The 16,647-nt window shown below is 46.5% G+C and carries 15 protein-coding genes and 1 tRNA gene; 7 read left to right on the forward strand and 9 right to left on the reverse strand.

What is annotated here, in order from left to right; translation table 11 throughout:
- Positions 1–7: 7 nt before the first annotated feature.
- From FSB84_RS18995 to FSB84_RS19025, 7 genes are all read right to left on the reverse strand, one after another.
- Positions 8–1,111 carry a SusC/RagA family TonB-linked outer membrane protein gene (locus FSB84_RS18995; RefSeq protein ID WP_147122276.1) on the reverse strand — a complete coding sequence of 368 codons (1,104 nt, stop codon included), beginning with the start codon at positions 1,109–1,111 and terminating at the stop codon, positions 8–10.
- Positions 1,087–3,426, reverse strand: coding sequence for a carboxypeptidase-like regulatory domain-containing protein (locus tag FSB84_RS19000; protein ID WP_225980110.1), 2,340 nt, complete (start codon positions 3,424–3,426; stop codon positions 1,087–1,089). Before FSB84_RS19000 ends, FSB84_RS18995 begins: the two co-directional genes overlap by 25 nt.
- A 303-nt stretch (positions 3,427–3,729) precedes the next feature.
- Positions 3,730–4,914, reverse strand: a complete 1,185-nt coding sequence (locus tag FSB84_RS19005; protein ID WP_130539475.1) for a FecR family protein — start codon at positions 4,912–4,914, stop codon at positions 3,730–3,732.
- Positions 4,915–5,001: 87 nt separating this feature from the next.
- Positions 5,002–5,595: an RNA polymerase sigma factor gene (locus FSB84_RS19010; protein WP_130539476.1), complete on the reverse strand. Its 594-nt coding sequence runs from the start codon at positions 5,593–5,595 to the stop codon at positions 5,002–5,004.
- Positions 5,596–5,816: 221 nt separating this feature from the next.
- Positions 5,817–6,857, reverse strand: coding sequence for a linear amide C-N hydrolase (locus FSB84_RS19015; protein WP_130539477.1), 1,041 nt, complete (start codon positions 6,855–6,857; stop codon positions 5,817–5,819).
- Between the two features lie 124 nt (positions 6,858–6,981).
- Entirely contained in the window at positions 6,982–7,965 is a 984-nt protein-coding gene (locus tag FSB84_RS19020) for a T9SS type A sorting domain-containing protein (RefSeq protein WP_130539478.1), read from the reverse strand.
- A gap of 42 nt (positions 7,966–8,007) precedes the next feature.
- Positions 8,008–9,165 carry a tail fiber domain-containing protein gene (locus tag FSB84_RS19025; RefSeq protein ID WP_130539479.1) on the reverse strand — a complete coding sequence of 386 codons (1,158 nt, stop codon included), beginning with the start codon at positions 9,163–9,165 and terminating at the stop codon, positions 8,008–8,010.
- A gap of 215 nt (positions 9,166–9,380) precedes the next feature.
- Between FSB84_RS19025 and FSB84_RS19030 the strand changes: the two genes are divergently transcribed.
- Positions 9,381–10,112: an SDR family NAD(P)-dependent oxidoreductase gene (locus tag FSB84_RS19030; protein WP_130539480.1), complete on the forward strand. Its 732-nt coding sequence runs from the start codon at positions 9,381–9,383 to the stop codon at positions 10,110–10,112.
- 27 nt (positions 10,113–10,139) lie between these two features.
- Here the strand turns inward: FSB84_RS19030 and FSB84_RS19035 are convergent, their stop codons facing one another.
- Both FSB84_RS19035 and FSB84_RS19040 read right to left on the reverse strand, forming a co-directional pair.
- On the reverse strand, positions 10,140–10,901 hold the full coding sequence (locus tag FSB84_RS19035; RefSeq protein WP_225979824.1) for a helix-turn-helix domain-containing protein: 762 nt from the start codon (positions 10,899–10,901) through the stop codon (positions 10,140–10,142).
- 99 nt (positions 10,902–11,000) lie between these two features.
- Positions 11,001–11,966 carry an aldo/keto reductase gene (locus FSB84_RS19040; RefSeq protein ID WP_130539482.1) on the reverse strand — a complete coding sequence of 322 codons (966 nt, stop codon included), beginning with the start codon at positions 11,964–11,966 and terminating at the stop codon, positions 11,001–11,003.
- 257 nt (positions 11,967–12,223) lie between these two features.
- Between FSB84_RS19040 and FSB84_RS19045 the strand changes: the two genes are divergently transcribed.
- The 6 genes from FSB84_RS19045 to FSB84_RS19070 all read left to right on the forward strand — a co-directional run bounded on the left by FSB84_RS19045 (position 12,224) and on the right by FSB84_RS19070 (position 16,451).
- Positions 12,224–12,673: an SRPBCC family protein gene (locus FSB84_RS19045; RefSeq protein ID WP_130539483.1), complete on the forward strand. Its 450-nt coding sequence runs from the start codon at positions 12,224–12,226 to the stop codon at positions 12,671–12,673.
- A gap of 98 nt (positions 12,674–12,771) precedes the next feature.
- Positions 12,772–12,845 (forward strand) — tRNA-Lys (locus tag FSB84_RS19050).
- Between the two features lie 284 nt (positions 12,846–13,129).
- On the forward strand, positions 13,130–13,645 hold the full coding sequence (locus tag FSB84_RS19055; protein WP_130539484.1) for a GNAT family N-acetyltransferase: 516 nt from the start codon (positions 13,130–13,132) through the stop codon (positions 13,643–13,645).
- Between the two features lie 94 nt (positions 13,646–13,739).
- Positions 13,740–14,249 carry an AAA family ATPase gene (locus tag FSB84_RS19060; RefSeq protein WP_130539485.1) on the forward strand — a complete coding sequence of 170 codons (510 nt, stop codon included), beginning with the start codon at positions 13,740–13,742 and terminating at the stop codon, positions 14,247–14,249.
- A 268-nt stretch (positions 14,250–14,517) separates the two neighbouring features.
- Complete coding sequence (locus tag FSB84_RS19065; protein WP_158644004.1) at positions 14,518–15,153, forward strand: RNA polymerase sigma factor; 636 nt, start codon at positions 14,518–14,520, stop codon at positions 15,151–15,153.
- Positions 15,154–15,263: 110 nt separating this feature from the next.
- On the forward strand, positions 15,264–16,451 hold the full coding sequence (locus tag FSB84_RS19070; protein WP_130539487.1) for a FecR family protein: 1,188 nt from the start codon (positions 15,264–15,266) through the stop codon (positions 16,449–16,451).
- Positions 16,452–16,647: the final 196 nt, after the last annotated feature.

The following is a 16,647-nucleotide window of genomic DNA, read 5'->3' on the forward strand; positions in this document are numbered from 1 at the left end:
GATTAGTTTAGAAGCTTGCGTTGATGGTGAAAGTGAAAGTGCGGGCATAGGGATAGTCCAGACCCATTTCTCTTTTGATAGTTGAGAACAGTGCAACATCGCTCATCAGAATAGATGCCCTCAAAGAGCTCATGCCCACTTTTTTCAATTGTGCCGGCAGGAAATCGTAGCCGATGGACAATGAGTTGAAGGAGATATAATTGTTCTGCTGGATAAAGCGGGACGTGGGTCTTGTGATGAAGTACCTGTCCTGTATTGCTTTCAGTGGAGCGATGTCTCCTGGTTTTTGCCAGCGTTGTGTGAGCACGCGTCCGTCTGCGTTGTAGTAAAGCAGGTTGGCATTCTCCACATTGTTCACCATGGTTTGATTGTATTGTTCTCCGCCCCATTCATAGAAGAAGCTGGTGTAGAGGGAAAACTGTTTATACCGCGCATTCAGGCCGAAGGAACCCTGGGCCCAGGGCTCTGAATTGCCGATGGGTTGCTGGTCTGCGGCGTTCCAGTCGTAGGTGACAGTACCGTCGCGCTTCAGATACAGCTCACGGCCATTGGCAGGATTGATGCCGAGCGATTGCATGCCGTAGATGGTGGTGAGAGAATTGCCTTCTTCGAATTTCATGATAGGCCGTGCAAACTTGGCATTGTTATCGTTCAGGGTGAGAATGGATTGAGGAAAAGTGGAACTGTTGTATTGTCCGTAGTATTCATCAATGCGGTTGTTATAGCTCTTCAGTGATTCCGCGATCTTCACGATACTGTTGCGGTTATGGGCCAGGTTGGCGATGAAGATGATATTCGTATTCTTTTTGTTCACCAGGTTGAGACTGGTCTTCACTTCAAAACCCTTGTTGAGCACCTGTCCGATATTATCGCGGTACACGTTGAATCCGGATGAGGAGGGCAGAGACACGTCTGTGATCAGATCGTATGTGCGTTTGTGATAGTAATTCAGTTCCAGCATATATTTCTTCTGCCAGAAAACGCGGGTGCCGATATTCCAGGAGATCTGTTTTTCCCAGGTGAGCTTATTGTTGCCCATGTAGTTGAGGCTGGCGCCAAGACCGGTTGGATACCAGTCGTCCAGCATCATGGTATAGGTATTACGGGCCATGAAGGGGAGAAATTGCTTTTACCGGTCTGCCCGATATTGGCAGTTACCCTCAGTTCCGTGAGGTTGGGGTTATTGCGGAAGATCGATGTATTGTGAAGATTGATACCTGTGCCTGCAGACCAGAAAGGCGCCCATTTCTTATCGGTGCCGAATTCAGAAGAACCGTCCAGTCTGAAAGAACCATCGAAGAGATAGATATTGTTCAGGCTGTAGTTGACAGTAGCAAAGGAACCGAAGAGGCGTTTCTTGTTATCGCTCAGGAGCGGCTTGCTGGTGATCTCATGCGCATGGGAGGGCGATGAATAGCTGGGCCCCGGAAAGCCACGGTAAAGGGCGGTGGAGAAATCTTCGTTGGTTGACTTGGCATTGAAGCCTGCGGAAAGGTTGATATTATGAGCATCGATGGTACGGTTGTACGATCCGAAAAGATTGGCATTCCAGTCCAGCATGTAGTTGGAAGTCTGCCGGAGTTCCCCTTTTTCAAATGCCGTGATATTGTCATAACGGGTAGAGGTAGGCGAAATGAATTTATCGCTGCTGGTTTCTTTCAGGTCCACTGCCAGTTGTCCGCGGATGAAAAAGAATTTATTCAGGTAGAGATTGGCGGTGAGGTTGTCTGTCCACTCATGGTATTTCGATCTTGAAAAATTGCCAACAGTAGATTCGAACAATGGATTGATCTGTGGCCCGCGTCCATCATAATCGGGCAGCGTTCTGAGCAGGCTGCCGGTCTTCTCGTCGTACAGGGCAAAATAGGGTTGCTGCCTTGAATAGTCGCTGAAATTTCCGTAGGGAGAATCTTTCATATCCACTTGATCGAAAGTGAGCTGGTTCCTGATCTGGATGCCGGTAGTCTGGTATTGCAGTGTGAGGCCGGCGCCCATGCGGTTGCGACCTGATTTTTTCATTACTCCGTTCTGGTTTTCGTATCGAAGTTCCAGTCCAACCCGAACAGCTTGTGAGCCGCCTTCCACAAATACATAATGACTGTGGTTGAACATGGTGCTGAGTGGTTGGCTCAGCCAGTAAGTATTCACGCCTTTGGCAATGGCATTTTCTTTTTGTTGCATGTACCAGAGATTCTCCCTTAGCGTGCCCTGATAATAAGGGTTGTCTTTTTCCAGGAAAGGCAGGTAGCTCTGTGCTGCCCACTCGGCATCGAGCTTCTCGCGTGCATCCATCATGTTATAGCTGGAGAGATCGGGAGCTGTTATGAAATAGTTGCCTGTGTAGTTCACGCGGAACTCGCCTGGTTTGGGTGCGATGGTCTCTATCACCACTACGCCATTGGAAGCGCGGCTTCCATACATGGCAGTGGCGGCCGCATCTTTGAGGATAGTGATATTGGCAATACGGTTGATGTTCATGTCAAACACTTTCTCGATGCTCACTTCAAATCCGTCCAGGATGAAGATGGGCGTATTCGGATTGTTCTTGAGCGAAAACTGTGATACATCGGAACCCGATTGGATCTTGTCCAGCTCCTTCATTCCGGGGAAGCCTGATTGTCCTCTTACATAGAATTCCGGCAGCACATTTGGATTGGAGCCTACACTGATATTCTGAGCTATCCGGAAAGATGGATCGAAAACCTGCAGGGCGCTGATGAGATTGTTGGCCGTTACTTTCTGAAGATCTGCTTTGGTGATCTGTGTGTAGGTGCCTGTAAAACTTTCGCGGCGGATATTGGCGTAGCCAGTGACCACTACATCGTTCATGGTGGCATCTTTTTGTTTCAGGATCACTTTGCCGTTAGAGGGGAAATCTTTCACTTTGATCTCACGCATGGTCATGTTCACATGTGTGAAAACCAGCACCTGGTCTGGCTCGGCATTGATACTGAATTTTCCCTGCACATCCGAATTGACGCCGGAATTGGCGCCTTTGATACGAATGCTGACGCCTTCGAGCGGTTTGCCATCTTCCGTGAGAGTAATGCCGGAAACGGGGACAGGCAGTGGTGCTTCTGTTTCATCGGGGAAGCTGAGTTGGGATCGCCGTTGTTTTTCATTTTCTTTTTCCTCCCTGTTGAGCAGGAAAATGGTTTTATCGAGGATCCGGTATCCGATCGGTTGTTTCCTCATCACACTGTCCAGGAATTCAAGCAGTGGCATATTGCTGGCTTTGATGGAAACGGGAAGACAATTGTTCAGGAGGCTGGCTTTTCCGAACACGGAATAACCTGTTTGTTTTTTGATGATGCCGAACACTTTTGTAAGTGGCAGCTCATGTGCGGTAAGCGTAACGGTCTGCGAGTGCGTGGCTGCAGCGAGATGCAGGCTGCCTGCCAGCAGCAGGATGGCTGTAATTTTCATCACAGTGGTTAGTTTTTTTCTGGTGGTCAATCGATGACCGGAGTGTATTGACCTGAACTCCGGGAACGATCCGGGCGGCCGCAAGCTTTGGATACTACGGCTGCCAGCAGCGTTTTTTTGCATACTTTAGCAGTGGTTTTGGTGAATAAGAAATTCGGGTTACATGAATTTTGGACATGCCAATACCGGCATCGCTTTCAGCGATGATCCAGAACCGTTACGCCCGCAATGCGTGACGGTTTTTTACATCAACATATCCTTTGGTTAAGAATCGTTACAATAGGATCGGTCCTCTGGTTTATATTATCGAAGTACTCTGAGTTTTCTGCCGGGCTCCATCTTCAGGCGAACACCCATTTGTTCCAGTGTGGCGATCAACTCCGCCAGGTTCACATTTCTGCTCATCTCACCAAAAAATTCCGTGTTGGGTGCGTCTTTGTCGTATACCACCGAAATATCGTACCAACGTTCCAGTTGTTTCATGATCACACGAATGCTGGCGCCATCGAAATTGAAGAAGCCATTTCGCCAGGCCATTACTTTTTCCGTATCTGTTTCAGCCGTTTTGATGGCTTCCGGGCTTATGTCGCTGAACCATGCCTGTTGTCCCGGCTGAAGCCGTACCGTAGCATTGGTGGGCTGTTTCAGCAGGCTGACGGATACAGCACCTTCGAGAAGGGTAGTACGGATGGCGCCATCGTCCTGGTAAGTGTTCACATTGAAATGTGTGCCCAGCACTTTCACTTCCGCATCAGTTCCGATCTGCACAAAGAATGGCTGTTTTGCTTCTCTCGCCACTTCGAAATAGGCTTCACCTGTAACAATCACTCTTCGTTCGTCGCCTGTAAAGCTCGTGGGATAATGGATGGAGCTTTCCGCATTCAACCATACACGGGTACCATCGGGCAACATCAACTGGAATTGCCTGCCTCTTGGAGTACTCATGGTATTATAAGAGACTGATTCACCTGCATTACCGGTGGATTTATAGCTGAGCTTTCCTTCGTCCAGGATCACTGCTGATCCATTTTGCGCTGATATGAATCCGTTAGTGAGTGTATCCAGTACGATCTTCCTGCCATCAGCCAGCGTGAGCACTGCGCCTTCGTTTCCGGGCATGATATCTTTGGCCTGGACCACCACCGGAACAGGTTCCCGGTGGGTTTTCAACATATAGAAAAGGCCGCCCGCTGCCAGTAACAGGATAGCAGCGGCAGCCCACCATCGACGAAGTAAAAGTGAAACAATGCTTGGCGAAACTTTTTTTTCCTCCTGCGCTTTTTGCAGCATGAGACGGAATTGCCGGTCGATATCCATTCCTTCGGAGAGGTCTTCCAGTTGATCACTTTCCAGCAGTCTTCCGATCTGCGCCTGGATAGCGGCCGCATATTCGGCCTGGCGCGCCATTTCGAGAAAAGCCTCCAGCTCTTCCGGGGTCAGTTGATCGGCGATGTATCGCTCCAGCAGGTTGTTGAATCCTTGTTTCATTGTCCGTTTGAATATTGATCGGAAATGTACCGATAGTATAAAGACACAATTACGAAAGGATAGGGCCCTGGTCTGGTAAAAGTTTTTTTATAAGGATAGCAGCATCCAGAGAAAAATAACGGAAGAACCGGCATGTTTCTCCAGGTAATTGCGAAGCGAAAGATTGGCGCTGACAATATAATTCTTGACAGTTCTTTGGGAAAGACCGGTTTCAGCAGCGATCTCTGCATGGCTCAGTCCCTGAAACCGGCTAAGTCTGAATACCTTTTGCTGTTGCGGTGTAAGCTGGTTGATACCATTGTGGATGATCTGTTCCGCCTCTTTGAATTCCAGCGTAGCGGCCGGGTTGGCAAGGGCATCGCTGAAATATTCCTGGAGATAAGCTGTAAAGCTGCCTGTGAAAACCTGTCCGCGTAATTTATTGAAGATATGATTCCTGGCGGTGGCAAAAAGGTAGGCGCGGAATTCCCTTACATTCACCAGTTGCTCTTTTTTTATCCATAGCTGTGCGAAGATCTCCTGTGCTGCATCCTCGGCTGCTTCCGGCACTTTGGCCAGCAGGAGCGCTACGGAATAGACTCTCGGCCAGTAATGCTCAAATAGCTGCCTGTAGGCAGATTCATCGCCGCGGGCCACCATCAGAACCAGTTCCTTTTCGTTATGTATGGGATCACCTTGCAACCAGAGCAGAATTAGGGTGTTGTTATACGCGCAAGCTAAAATAAAAATATGACATCCAATTAGCTAAATAGGAGGAGAGGAAATGCTGCTTTAAGCTGAAGCAGGGATGTATCCCCATTCGTGAAAGGTGCAACACCGATCAGGTGGAAAAATAAAACATCCGGAACTGCAGAAGTTATGCGGTCCCGGATGAAGAAATTATAAATGGATATAGACAGGGATCACTGAGACAATCCCAGGAATTTGAAAGGAGCTGCATCCTTAAACCGGGCCGATGCATTTCCCGCATATGTTTCTCCGTTAGACAGTGGAAGTTTTTTCACTTTTCCCTTTTCGGAAAAATCAATGTCTTTGAAATTTACCCAAAAGGTATTGGGTGTGAGCACTGTTTCAAAATAGTACACCAGGTTCTTATGATCGGAAACAGACCTCCACCTGGTGGAAGAAATATTGGGCTGATCCGGCGTAGTGATACCATAAGGTGTAGATGCGTTACGGATCACACTGAATACACTGGCTACGGCTACACGTGTATTATCTGTTTTCGGAATGGCTTCGGTGTAGAAGGATGCGCGGACAAATCTGTCGGATGCACGATTGGTGCCGGGAAGCATAACGGTGCCGCCTATCTCTTTCCAGTACTCGTTCAGCGCAAGTTGTTTTTCGTATGTGGGAGAGTTGGTCATCACTACAAACTCAGGACTGTGGTGAATGATCAGTTTGCCCTTGATGTATTCGAGAACTGCATTGTCGCCTGAAGGGTCGGAGAGTGATAAATGCAGGTTGGCCATCCGGTCTTCACCCGGTACTTTATCGGACACCACGATGAATTTTTCCTGCTCCAGTTCTTTCACTGCTTCCGCAACAGTGGAGAAATTGTCGAGTACATACTGCACCCAGGCGGCAATGCTGAGCCCTGGTTTGCCGGAAGTATAGGTGGGATATTCAGATTCTGCCAGCCAGAGCAGGTTGGCCACCAATCCTTTTTCGTTCATGCCATCCGTGCTGCAGAATTCGTAGGCGGAGCAGACCACACTGCCATGCTTGGATGTCCATTTCAGGGAGTTGGGGCCGGCTTCTCCTGATCTTGACATGCCTTTTGGAAAGATCCACAGACTGGGCATGATATCTTCTTTCCAGTCCATGGACCGGGCTGTGAGGAACAGGTTGTTCAGTCCTTTGTACATCACACGCGTACAGGCATCCGACTGATGTGCGAAACAATAAAACAGTAAAGCGGTAGTGAGGAACAATGATTTCATTGCGCGATTTTTTAATGAAAAGATTGTATCAGGAAATGATACGTGTATTAAAATCCGCAGGAATGATCAGGGCTTACTACGTGTAAGGAATGGGGTACAAAGATACAGGTTTGCATTATCTGTCTTACCGGACCTGCAATTTTCTGGTTTGATAAGATCCATCTGCAAACCGGAATCTGAGAACATAACTTCCTGCTGCAATAGAAGGGAGTTGATATTGATATTGTCCACCGTTCCAGGTATGCAGCAGTTTTCCGGAATTGCTGAAAAGCTGGATGCCAGACAATCCGGAAATATCTTCGGTACCCACCAGGAAATATCCTTTTGCCGGATTAGGCGTGATGGTGAGATGTGCGGCTTCATATTCTCCGGGAGCCACCAGTATCTTCGAAAGGGAGGAGCGGCCATCTTTATCGGTTTGCCGTATCCGGTAGTACAGTCTTCCCTGAATGCCGGGATTGTCAGTTGCCTCATACTTCGATTCAAACAAGTTGTTCCTGGCAGGTATACCGGTAATGGACATATGCCAGTTGCTTGCATTGGTACTTCTTTCTATATCGAAATGGCTGACATCGATCTCCTGCTTTGTAGTCCATTTGATCCGGATGAAATTACCTTCGCGCGAAACGGAAGCTGAGCCCCATTTCAAAGGGAGCGCCGTACCCGCGGCCAGCAGGATCTCTTCCAACGGCCTGTTGCTGATACCATCTGCCTGCAGGTAGTTTTGTGCGGGGTCTGAGATGGAAGCCGGAAAGCCCAGCCAGCCCGAGCCATTGTTAATAAATAACTGAAGGGTGTTTTCATCCAGTCCGTTCAGTTCTCCATCGAGATAACTCAATCGGATAATGCCATTATAATTGCTGCTGGTTGGGGCAAAACGGAACACCCGTTGAATATACGTTGAAGGAAAGCTATTCACTGTTGAGGCGGATTGCTCCAGCTGGCTATTGAAATTGAAATCGGTGGAAGGGATCAATGTGAGGCCTGACCAGGAAAGTTGATTGGCGGATGTAAGGACCATTTGTCCTCCACCATATACTGATAGCTGTTGGGCCTGCGGTGAATGCATCATGCCGCAAATGCAGAGCAACAAAAGAATGCTTCTCATACAATCAGATTTTGTGTGATCTATCAATGTAGGTTGCTGTAATCAGGCAGATTTTCTACTGCGGTATTTCAACAGTAGGGCGCCCAGGGCCATACCGGCAATGATCAATATTGTGATCTGCGGTAAACTGGCATTGTTGCTGGCAGCCTTGTTTTCCATTGCGTCCAGCCTGCTGCGCAAATGTTCGTTCTCTTTTTGCAATGCTTTTATGCTGGCAGTTTGATCCTGAGTACGGGTGTCCAGCGCCTGTACGGCAGCGAGGGCAATGCCATCTGCATCAACCGTGCCAATCCCTTTTTCGTCTGAGCCTAACTGAAAGGCTGCATAGAAATCCTGTGCAGTGGGGCCGATATGGCGGATGTTCTCATCCTCTGATTTGTAGCTCCATTTTTGAATGGGAATGGAACGTAATTGCTGCAGGATGGTCTCTCCCGAGATGTTTTCGAAATGATGTTTGCGATTCACGTCTGAAGAGTTCTGCCATACGCCTCCGGTGCTGAGCATAGCGCCGGTGTAAGTGGAGATCACTGCGTTGGATTGTCCCCAGTTGCTAACGTTGGTGCCTGATTGAATGGTTACCCCTGTACTGAGGTTAGAGGACGTGAAGATCCTGAAGCCGCCTGATACGCGCCAACTGGCGGAATGGTTCACGCCTGCGCGGATGGTGTCTATTGTGGAGCGGTCTCCGAATACGAAACTGCCCTGCCTGGCATTGGTATGGGCATGATAGCCCATAGCCACGGAAGCGGCTCCTGAGGCGGTGTTTTGATCCCCGATAGCAAAGCTGTTGATCTGGGCTGCAGTGCAATATCGGCCGAGGGCAACAGCATTATCGGCGCTGGCGCGTGTGTTCTCTCCGATGGCCAGGGAATGAGTGCCGATATTGGCATCATCCCATTGTGTGCCATCGATGGTACCTGCACGGAAAGCGGATTTCTCAGGATACCAGAACAGCCTCGTTCCAGGTCCTTCTATTGGAGGAAGAGGCGCTCCAATGTTGGGGTTGAAGGTCCCGCCGAGGTAAAAAGCTCCGTTCACATGCAGGCCCAGCCTGGTTTCCAGAGCACTGGTGCGAACAGCCAGAAGCGTGTCTGGTATTTGCGCCATTGCAACAAAAGGAGAAATGCAAAAAAGTGTAAAAATTGAAAAAAGCATTTTTTGACGCATGCCGCTATATGCATGCAGAATAGTTGTTAGCATGGTATTGAATTTTGGTTTTAAGTGGACTTCGATGGAGGGGTGCTCCAAAAATATAAAAAAAAATCATGTAAGTTCTGTCGGAGATCTGTGGATAAGAAAATGCTTCTTTGGCCGGTCTGCGATTCCTGCAACCGGGAGTGAATTATCCCTGCTTCGATAAGGATCGGTTGGGAGCTGATGGACTGGCTGGTATACTTGCGCCATAATACTTCATTATGAGCTATACTTTCAATAATAAGGCGGCACTGATCACTGGCGCCAACCGCGGACTGGGACTGGAGCTCAGCAGACAACTCAATAAAAAGGGATATTTTGTTTTCATGGGAGTAAGGGATCTGGAGAAAGGAAAAATAGCTTTGCAGACGTTAACAAATCCCGATTATGCATCACTGTTATTGCTGGATGTATCAGATCCTGCTTCAGTGGGCAGCGCAGTGAAACAATTGGATCAAACTGGCTACCCTTTACAGATACTCGTCAACAACGCAGGTGTGATGATGGATGGCGATGTGATGAAAGACTCTACCACAGAGATAGGACCTGAACAACTGCGGAAAACTTTCGATACCAATTTCTTTGGACTGGTGGAACTGACCAACCAGGTATTGCCTTCTTTATTACAAACCCCGGATGCCCGCATACTGAATATCTCCAGTGATATGGGCTCATTGCAATTGCATGCACGGCAGCATCCATTGGCCCGCACTTTTGCTTATAATGCCAGCAAGGCTGCACTGAATATGTATACCATTCACCTGGCAAATGCGCTGAGGGATAAAAATGTAAAAGTGAACGCTGTTCATCCCGGCTGGGTGAAAACGGATATGGGAAGTGAATATGCTCCTTTGGAAATCCCGGATGCAGTGACGGCCATAGTGGATTTTTTGTTGAAGGATGATCTGCCTACAGGGAAGTTTGTGTTCAGAGGGGAGGAAATTGAGTGGTAAGGATCATATGGAGTCATCAGGCGTTTCTCACTCCTGCACCAGCCACTCCGTTGGCGCTCTGCCGAATTTCTTTTTGAATGAATGCGAGAAATGCGACAGGCTTTCAAAGCCAAGGTCGAGATAAATGGCTGATGGTTTCCTGTTCTTTTTTTCTATCAGGTACCTGGCTTCAGATAAGCGTTTTTCAAGTAACCATTGCCGTGGTGGTATTCCGAATGTTTTTTGAAAATCGCGCTTGAACCCGGCAAGGCTTCTGCCTGTGAGTCTTGCGAATTGTTCAACAGGGATATTATAATGAAAATTAGTGTGCATGAATTTTTCCAGATCGATCTTATGCGGTTCGGAAAAATCGAACAGGAATTCCCTTAGTTCCGGCATGGCATCCAAAAGCAGGTATACAGCCTCTTTTATTTTAAGCATGCCTACATCTGTGGTTATCTTCTTTTCCGGATGACGCACATACGGCAGTGTCGATTGAAAAAACGCATGCAGGAAATCACTTCCGGGGATCAGCATGTTGGAAGGACCAGTATATTTTTGCTCAATCACAATTTGTTCCTCAAGAGCAATTTTTCTGAGCAGGTCCTCTTTCAGACGGATAACAATGGTTTGATAACCTTGTGCATCTTCGGGTGTTTTGGTAAGCTCACCCAGCTGATTCTTTCGTATCAGCATCATCTGACCACTGCCCATCGATATCTTCTGGTGGGCAGTTTCCAGGGTAAACCGGCCGAGGACCTGCAATACAAGTGTATTGTCCTCCATGAACGCACATTTCTCTTTTCTCATGGTGGAGTAGTAAGAGAAAAAAATGACCCCCGGAAGTATTTCAGTTGGATTCATCATTCTATAAAAATACAAAACTGGACGACCTAATGTTCAATCCTCTTATCGCTGTAGATAGGTACTGCCTAAAATTGCACCTGGAGCAAATGCTGTATTGAGCATATTCAATTCATCAGGACTGAATGTGATTTCCATAGCCTGAAGATTCTCCGGCAGTCTTGATCTGCGGCTCATGCTAACCAATGGCATAATATCACTGTCCTGCAGGTTCACCCAGGCAATGGCCAGCTGTGCCGGTGTGTAACCTTTCTCTTTTGCCATTTGTTTCAATATTTCCACTTTTTCCAAATTCTTAATCAGGTTCTCACCCTGGAAACGGGAAAAATGATTAAGATAAGAATTGGCAGGAAGCGGCGCTTTCATGGCGCCGGTTAGCAGTCCTTCTGCAGTATTGGCAAATGCCACTACACCGATGCCAAGTTCTTTGGCAACAGGAAGCAGGTCGCTTTCTATCTGGCGGTCCGCCAGCGAATAGCCAATTTCGAGTGCTGTTACCGGGTGAATACTATTTGCTTTACGCAGTTGATCGGCAGTTATTTCAGACACTCCGAGATACTTCACTTTCCCTTCCCTGATAAGATCGGCAACGGTTCCGATCACATCTTCCATTGGAACACTGTTGTCGAGTCTGCAGGGTTGATAGAGATCGATGGTGTCTATGCCCAATCTTACAAGGGAATAATTGATGAAGTTCCTGATTGACATGGGACGAAGGTCCAATCCAAGTAAACGACCGCCATCAAAAACAGCTCCAAATTTTACGCTGATGAATGCATCGTCCCTTCTGCCTTTGACGGCTTTTCCTACCAGCAGCTCATTATGGCCACTGCCATAGAAATCCCCGGTGTTCAGAAAATTGATGCCATTGTCAAGTGCTGATTGAATGGTGGCGATGCTTTCATTCTCATCATTCGTTTCACCACCCCAGATGGAAGACATGCGCATACATCCTAATCCGAGCTTCGACACAAGTGGTCCGTTCTTACCTAAAGCTATCTTTGTTATCATTGTACTGTTTTTTTGAGGATACAAAGATCAGCTTAAGAGTGAGGTGGCTGTTTTCTCCCAGAGCTCAAATTGCTTGTCTGGGTGGCTCAGGGGAGGATGTAGCCGCAAACCACCTTCATATTGACGCAAGTACACCTGATACGAGAAATCTGCACGGATTAACTTTGTTCAATCATAATCGCAATCAGTGGAGCAGGCACCACTACAAAAACGGGCGGAACCGAAAAGCCAGATGAGTAGGAATAAATCTTAATCGTATGTCCAATAATTCTGTTTCATTACACAGGGTAATAAAAACATCGCCTGAAAAAGTATACCGTGCATTTACGGAAGCTGCTGCAATGGCTTCCTGGTTACCTCCCTACGGATTTCTTTGTACTGTTCACGAAATGAAAGTGGAGAAAGGCGGTACTTTTAAAATGTCTTTTCAGAATTTTTCAACCGGCAACAGCCATTCATTCGGAGGAGAATACCTCGAACTCAAGCCGAATGAATTTTTGAAATACACTGATAAGTTCGACGATCCCAATCTGCCGGGTGAAATGATCACTACTGTGTCGCTCAGCAAGAATATTGCCGGTACGGAAATAAAGATCACCCAGGAGGGAATTCCTGCTGTGATCCCGGTTGAAATGTGTTACCTGGGTTGGCAGGAATCGCTGGAGAAGCTGGCTAAACTGGTAGAGCCAGAAATTCCGGATGCTTGATCAGGGGCCTCAGTGACTGAGGCTTAATATCTTGAGTTCAAATTATTTGGAAACTATTAGGTAGATATTATTTCTTTGTTTATTTTTGCACCCCATCTGACTCCCTAGCTCAGTTGGTTAGAGCTACTGACTCTTAATCAGTAGGTCCTGGGTTCGAGCCCCAGGGGGGTCACAGAAAGCGGCTTCAGGCCGCTTTTTTTATGCATTGAATGTCCCACGGCAGGTCTTCTTTTCTATTTTTCTTTTTCAATAAAACTACCCGCATCTTATGAAGGGCTTATTACAGTTTTCATTATTTTCGTCTGGAATTTCACTTTTCTTCAATTTGAGCGTATGATGGATATTGTAATACAGTAATTACCTCCCGGGTAATTACATCTTTTCTGAAAATTTATTCATGGCTTCTGCGTCTTCAACAGAGGCAGCAATTCTTATTTTTATTCAATTCTATCAGTAATGCACAAATACAATTATACTATCAGGAGGGAGAAACCTTCTGATATCGGGGCAATCGATCAGGTAACTAAATCTGCGTTTGCCTCCGCAGCATATAGCAGTGGAACGGAATCTTTCATCATAAAAGCCTTGCGCGCAAATGGTCAACTGGCCGTTTCTCTGGTAGCAGAGGAGGAGGGAGTATTGATAGGGCATATTGCCATATCGCCTGTAACCATTTCTTCAGGAAGTGAAGGCTGGTTTGGACTTGGCCCCGTATCTGTGATACCTTCCAGGCAGGGGGCTGGTGTGGGTTCTGGCCTGATCCGGGCCGCCATTGATGCATTGAAGGAGCTGCATGCATCCGGCTGTGTAGTGCTGGGTGAGCCTTCTTATTATGGCCGGTTCGGATTCAGGAGCGATGCCCGTCTGCAGTACCTGCATGCTCCCGCCGAGTATTTCCAGATACAATCATTTGCAGGAAAGATACCAGAGGGGATTGTTGAATATGATGATAGTTTCAATGTCACCAGCTGATCTAAGATATAGATAAGATTAGTTTCATCAAATAATACAGGTTCGCATTCGCGAACCTGTATTATTTTTAATATTCCACAAATCGAAATTGACTATGAGAATTGCAGTAGTTGGTGCTCACCGGGTTGGCAAATCAACCCTGGCGGAAGAAGTTTTGGCGAATCTTCCCGGATATACACTCGAAATGGAACCATACTATCAACTGGAATCATCAGGATATGAATTCTCAGAAATTCCTACTGCTGAGGATTTTATTGAACAGTTTAATTATTCGGCCAGGCTGGTCTCCAAAAGCGAAGGCAATGTGATATTTGACAGGTGTATCATTGATATTTTAGCCTATCTGCATGTTATCGATCCCGAATTGAATATTCAATTGCTATTTGAAACAGCCCAAACTGTTATGGCTGAAATCGACCTGCTCGTATTTGTTCCAATAGAAGAACCGGATCTGATACCAGACCATCAGACAGATCTGCCAAAACTCAGAAGGCTGGTTAATGATTTATTGCATGACTGGATTTGGGATTTGGGTATAGAGGCGATTGAAGTGAGCGGTACCTTACTGAACCGCAGAGACCAGGTTCTCGCTAAGATTTCATGATAGGTTCTGGTCTGTCGCCGAACAGTGATGCCAATATTTGAAACTCTGTCATCTCTTTTCTGACCCCATCCGGGTACTGGTACAATTTTTTTACGTTCCATAATATAGGGAGCTTAAAATTACTGTGTTACCCCGCATATGTGATTTTGTTGTATTTTCACCCTCCCCACGTTTTTTATCATAACCTCATCCTTCCCGGCATGTTTGCCGCTATTTACTTTCGTTTTCATTCAATTATCTTCTCACGGGAATCTAAAAGGCTTAAATTTTGGAAAGCAAGGATCAAAACGCGGAACTATTGAATGCTTTGAAAACAACAGACCGCCGGAAAGGGGTGGAGCTGGTTTTCAAGCAGTATTACAGTGAAATGGTGGATTATGCCTGGAATATCACAGGCGCCAGGAAGTTGGCGGAAGACGTGGTAATGGAAGTGTTTCTCCGCCTGTTGCAAAAAGAATTCAATTTTGAAAACATCAATAACCTTAAAGCATACCTGATGATTACCGTCAGGAATTCCTGTTTTGCTACCCTGGAATCGGAGGAAAAAAGACAGAAGCGGCAACAGGAGGCCGAGAGCAGTATCAGCAACCTGGAATCCCTGGATCTTGACCGCATCGATGCCAGTGTTACCCATCTTATCTATTCAGAGATCGAGAGCCTTCCCGCCAGGGCCAGGACCATCTTCATCCTGAAAACTTTCAACAGGTTCAGTTACGATGAAATTGCCGAAAGAATGGGCATTAGTTCCAAAACGGCGAAGAACCAGTATTTTATTGCCCTGGCGAAACTCCGCACCAGCTTTCTGAAAAGGAATATTGTGCTTCATTTACTTGTTTCTTTATCCGGGTTCCTGCACCATTTTCTGCTGTTGATAACCGGCAGCACCCATCTTTTTATAAAATAATTTAAAAAAAGAGAAAATTCTTTTGGGCCCTTTTTACTGTTTTGCCCTCTTATAGCTGAACAGAGGTTAATTCCGGTAAAGGCGCCTGATGAAATCTTAATTCTGATTGTATGAACAGAGAAGAAATCGAAGAGAGGCTGACCGAGTTGCTTGTGAAGCAATTGAGAAATGAATTGACGGATGCTGAATCAGCTGAACTGGAAGGTTACTGTTCGCTAAGTCCGCTGATAAGGCAATTTGCAGATAAATGGAAAGATGAAAACTATGTAAATAAAAGGATGCAGCGGAAAACAGAGATCGATACAGCTGCTGCCTGGAAGGAGTTTTCGGAAAGGTCAGGTACTGTTCAGATGCCAATGGTCCGGAGATTTATGAAGAACAGATGGGTGATGGCCGCTTCCCTGACAGGACTGATAGCTATCGGTGCATTTTTCCTGATCCGTTCAGGAGAAAAACAAAATGTGGGACCGATAGTGAAAGAGATTCCTGCCAATGAAATCCTCCCCGCTAAAGGCAATGTAGTTCTTACGCTTGCAGATGGTAAAACCATTTCATTGGGCCAGGGAAAAAATGGGACCACAGTTGCCACGCAGGGAAATAATGAGCTGATCAGTAAAGACAACGAACTGGTGTATGATCCGAAAGGAGAAAAATATACCGGCACATTCATGATGAATACTGTGTCAACAGGTTATTCAAGTCTTTATAAACTGCAGCTGTCCGATGGTACCAGGGTTTGGTTGAATGCCCAGTCCGTATTGAAGTATCCTGCAGGTTTTACAGGTAATGAGCGGCGCGTTGAGTTGTGGGGCGAAGGGTATTTTGAAGTTACAGCCGATAGCAAAAGACCTTTCTATGTTACAACTGCCAATGCCGATATAAAAGTGTTGGGTACGCGCTTTGACGTGAATGCTTATGATTCCGCAAAGAAAATTGTTTTGATTGAAGGTGCAGTGAATGTAGTTGCCAATGGGATACATAAAACACTCCGTCCTGGTCAGTTGGCAACCGTAAAGCCAGAGGGCGGTATTGAAGTGAGCAGATCAGCTGATGAAAATCATGTGCTGGCCTGGGTAAATGAAAAGTTCAGTTTCCAGGATGCGGCCATTGAAGATATCATGAAAGAGCTTCGAAGGCATTATGAGATCGGGGAAGTGGAGTACAGTGGAAAAATAGATGCAAAGTTCAACGGGTCAATCGCAAGAGGACTTCCCCTCACAGAAGTGTTGCGCATCTTTTCTTCCACCGGTTATGTGCAGTTCAATATCCGGGATAAGAAAATAATTGTTAAGCCTTAAAATAATTAACCATTGATGCCGGAAGCTATGAAGTTCTAATTTGTTATTCCAATTTTACCCGGGTTGTTTCTACACCCCGGTTTGATAACTGCTTAGGAAAGCTATTCGATATGAAAAACCGGGATCATTGTAATGTTAGTCACTAAAAGATCATCAGGACCTACCAATCAACAGTGAAGGGAGAGTTCTCCCTTCC

Source organism: Pseudobacter ginsenosidimutans (genome assembly GCF_007970185.1).
GTDB classification, from domain to species: domain Bacteria; phylum Bacteroidota; class Bacteroidia; order Chitinophagales; family Chitinophagaceae; genus Pseudobacter; species Pseudobacter ginsenosidimutans.